Source organism: Desulfobulbaceae bacterium, assembly GCA_015231515.1.
Taxonomy (GTDB): Bacteria; Desulfobacterota; Desulfobulbia; order Desulfobulbales; family VMSU01; genus JADGBM01.
Genome location: JADGBM010000183.1, coordinates 1 through 3,995 on the forward strand (window position 1 = coordinate 1; position 3,995 = coordinate 3,995).

A 3,995-nucleotide genomic window follows, 5' to 3' on the forward strand; every position below is an offset into this window, starting at 1 on the left:
AACTTGTTGACCATGGACTTGGGCCGACACAGCCGCATCTGATCGAGGAGTACAAAGCCTTTACAGGTCGTGATGCCAAGGCAGATTTCCCTGACTGGGAAGCCGGCCACAAAACCCTTATGGTCAAAGGCGGAATACCTGGCATTGAAAATATAGGCGGAGATCTTGACAAGGTTACTGGCAAACGGTGCTTTTTCATGGCCTTTCCCTGGCGTTGGACTGGCGGTGATGGTTGTATTGTCCGTGTTATCGCGATTGTTGATCCTGATCAGCAGTTCAGGTTTGAGACTGGAAAGTGAACTACTCCTGCCCTAAAGGGATAGGAATTTTTGTGCCACTTTTATAGATAATGTAAGGAGATTTGATGGCTTTGAATGAAATATTGGCAAGAGCCAAAAAAGAGCAAAGGGCTGTCCTCACCGAAATTGAGGCCAAGCAGATTTTAACCGGAATTGGAATAAACTGCACAGACACACGTCTTGCCGCCTCAAAAACAGAGGCTGTAGAGTTAAGTGAGACGATCGGATATCCTGTGGTACTTAAAATATCATCGGTTGATATTACCCACAAAAGTGATGCTGGCGGAGTAAAGGTAAATCTTAAAAACAGAGATGAAGTTGAACAGGCATTTGATCTGATCATGGAATCTGCTGCGGCAAAATTTCCTGATGCCAATATTGAGGGTGTTTCTGTTCAGGCAATGGCAAAACCGGGTATTGAAATCATCATGGGTATGATCAAGGATGCAAGTTTTGGCCCGGTGGTGATGTTCGGCCTTGGAGGGGTATTGGTTGAGGTACTCAAAGACGTTGCGTTCCGTATCGTTCCTATTGATAAAAACGACGCTGTGGAGATGATCGAAGAGATCAAGGGCAAGAAACTGCTGGAAGGCTATCGTGGACAGGATCCTGTGGATATTGCCTGTTTGCAGGATATGTTGGTCAAACTATCGGATTTTGTGGATCAGACGCCAGGAATCGAAGAGATCGACATGAATCCTGTTTTTGCATATAAAGATGGTGCGGCAGTTGTCGATGCAAGGATTATTCTCTACCAATGAGCCAAATGAAGTGACATAAAGGATGGTACACAGCCATGATGGAACTATTTTTTAAACCGAAATCGGTTGCTGTAGTGGGAGCCAGCGGAACACCTGGAAAACTTGGTTATGTAATTGTAAAAAATATCTTTGATAGTGATTTTGCCGGAAACGTCTATCCGGTAAATCCTAAATCAGAAGAGATATTGGGATATAAGGTATATCGTTCTGTGACAGAAATACCTGGCGAGGTTGACCTGGTTGTCACAGCACTTCCAACCCCTAAAATGACTGTTGCAACGGTTCAAGAGTGTGCTCAAAAAGGGGTCAAAGCGATCATAATAGAGTCTGCCGGATTCGCTGAAATGGGTGGCGAGGGCAAAGTTTTTCAGCAACAGATTGTAGATATCGCCAAAAAAAACGATATTCGAGTTATGGGTCCAAACTGCTCGGGTATTGTTTCTCGGGATATCGTAACATCAATTTATCCCATTAGAAAAAAAGTACCCAGGGGGAACGTAGTACTCATAGGACAATCCGGTCTTTTGGCGGCAGGGATGGCCTCGGATATCGTGGAGAACGAAAGTTTGAACATCAGCAAAGTCTGTTCATTTGGCAATAAATGCGATGTCAATGAAAATGACCTGCTTGAATACTTCGGTAATGAAGATGGCATTGATGTCATCTCAATGTATTTAGAGACGATTTCCGATGGAAGAGGCTTGACCCGTATCGCCAAGAAGGTTGCCGCCAAAAAGCCTGTTATTTTCTTGAGCGGAGGACGTACCGAAGCTGGTGCCAGAGCGGCAATGAGTCATACGGGCAGTATTGCCAGCAATGCAAGGATTGTGGAAGCGGCAGCCAGACAAACAGGTATGATAATGGCTGATGACTTTACTGAATTGAAAGAGTTTGCCAAAGTCTTTTCCACTCAGCCGCTTCCCAAAGGCAATCGGGTAGCAGTGATCACCCTGGCTGGAAGTGTCGGCGTAAATGTTTCCGATCTTTGTGCTAACTATGGCCTTGAACTCCCTAAATTGACATCTGAAACAACAGAGAAGCTCAAGGATATGTTTGACACTCCTGTGGGAAATCCTGTTGACCTCTATTTCTCGGTCACCAAAATCGGTTTTACAAAAACTCTTGAAACCACTTTTCCCAATGCCTTCCAGGATCCTAATATAGATGCTGCGATATTGATTCTGGCCGGTTTTGAATATACTCAGGAGGCGGTTCAGAAAAAAATCATTCAAAAAATCGTTCAGGATGTTGGAAAACCTGTGATTGTCTGCATGATTGTTGGATACAATAAATATAAGAACATTATCATGGATGAAATGGGAAAAGAGCTGCCGGTCTTTCCTTCTTTGATATCTGGGGTAAAGGCTTTGAGCAAATTATGCGAGTACGGTATCCGCAAACAAAAATTATCAGCTTGATCTGGACAATCCAGATCAAACTTGGTTGGACATTCTATAACCATCTTGGCTGGACATGCCAGAACCAGAAAAATTTTTTGATTTTACTGCCAGATTGACACGAAAATCAAAAACAAGAATCTAAGGGAGAATTGCATGACTTACGAGAACATAATTTTAGAAAAAGAAGAAAATATTGCAGTTATTACCTTCAACCGTCCCGAGGCTATGAATGCCCTCAATATCCAGACACGGGCAGAGTTTAGGGATGCAGTCAAGGATGTAGAAGAGGATGATGCCATAAAGGTATTGATCCTGACAGGTTCAGGAAAAGCGTTTGTTGCAGGTTCCGACATAAAAGAGTTTCATGCCACAACCTCCTATGCAGCACATAATATTATTCGTTTAGGCTCCATTGTGGAGAGACTTGGCAAACCTGTCATCGCAGCAGTTAACGGCTTCTGCCTTGGCGGTGGCTGCGAGATTGCCATGGCCTGTGATCTTATTATTGCCTCGGAAAAGGCTAAATTCGGTCAGCCTGAAATTAATCTTGGCATCATTCCAGGAGGCGGAGGCACCCAGCGCCTGCAGCGTCTGATTGGGGTTTGCAGAGCAAAGGAACTCATTTTTACAGGAGATATAATCAAGGCTGATGAGGCAGACAGGATTGGACTTGTCAATCGTGTTGTAAGTATGGATCAGTTGATGCCCACGGCAAAAGAGATCGCCGCAAAGATTGCCACCAAGAGTGCTGCGGCATTAAAACTTGCAAAACAGGCGATCAACAAGGGCATGCAGACAAGCCTGCAGGACGGACTTGACTACGAATATGAAATGTATGCCTTATCACTCTCTTTGGAGGACAAAACTGAAGGAGTCAATGCGTTTCTTGAAAAAAGGTCGCCGAAATTTGTCGGTCGGTAGCAGTCGTTAGCACTGTTTTACCATGAAAATGCAATCTGATTTTCATGATCGGGGGTGAGCGAAACCGATCATGAACGTTTAATTAATTTAGAATTTTAATCAATGAGGAATAGAACAATGGAAAACATGGCAAATAAGGTAGCCCGAATTCCAAATTTAGTGGACTGGTCAACTGGCGAGGTCAGATTGATGAGTGCAAAATGCAACTCCTGCGGAACTTATTTCTTTCCCAAAGAACATTATCAACATCGTCCAGGCTGCTCAAGAGAGGGTGTGGAAGATATTTTGCTTCCCTGCAAAGGCAAACTTGCAAGCTATACCATTCAATATTATCCCTGCCCTGCACCATTTAAAACTGACAAAAAGATCACTCCATACGGTATCGGTCTGGTGGAGTTTGAAGATGAAAAAATCCAGGTTACCGGAATCATAACAGAGACTGATCTGAAATCTCTTAAAATTGGTATGCAAATGGAAACGACCACTCTTGAGATGTTTACCAACGAGGAGAAACAGCAAGTGGTGACCTGGGCATTTCGAGCTGTCAAATAACCGGCACGGCCGGAGCGAAGTATCTGCTTCTGGCCACAACGAAGAATGAAAGTCCCATAAGC

5 protein-coding genes are annotated in these 3,995 nt (G+C 44.0%); all 5 read left to right on the forward strand.

Annotation, left to right across the window (positions count from 1 at the left end):
- Positions 1–299: cyclase family protein (locus HQK80_15825; protein MBF0223661.1), on the forward strand; the 299-nt coding region annotated here is incomplete at its 5' end.
- Positions 300–364: 65 nt separating this feature from the next.
- On the forward strand, positions 365–1,060 hold the full coding sequence (locus HQK80_15830) for an acetate--CoA ligase family protein (GenBank protein MBF0223662.1): 696 nt from the start codon (positions 365–367) through the stop codon (positions 1,058–1,060).
- A 35-nt stretch (positions 1,061–1,095) separates the two neighbouring features.
- Positions 1,096–2,478, forward strand: coding sequence for a CoA-binding protein (locus HQK80_15835; GenBank protein MBF0223663.1), 1,383 nt, complete (start codon positions 1,096–1,098; stop codon positions 2,476–2,478).
- 135 nt (positions 2,479–2,613) lie between these two features.
- Positions 2,614–3,381 (forward strand): enoyl-CoA hydratase/isomerase family protein, encoded by a 768-nt coding sequence (locus HQK80_15840; GenBank protein MBF0223664.1) that lies wholly within the window; start codon positions 2,614–2,616, stop codon positions 3,379–3,381.
- 126 nt (positions 3,382–3,507) lie between these two features.
- Complete coding sequence (locus tag HQK80_15845; GenBank protein MBF0223665.1) at positions 3,508–3,933, forward strand: OB-fold domain-containing protein; 426 nt, start codon at positions 3,508–3,510, stop codon at positions 3,931–3,933.
- Positions 3,934–3,995 lie beyond the last annotated feature (62 nt).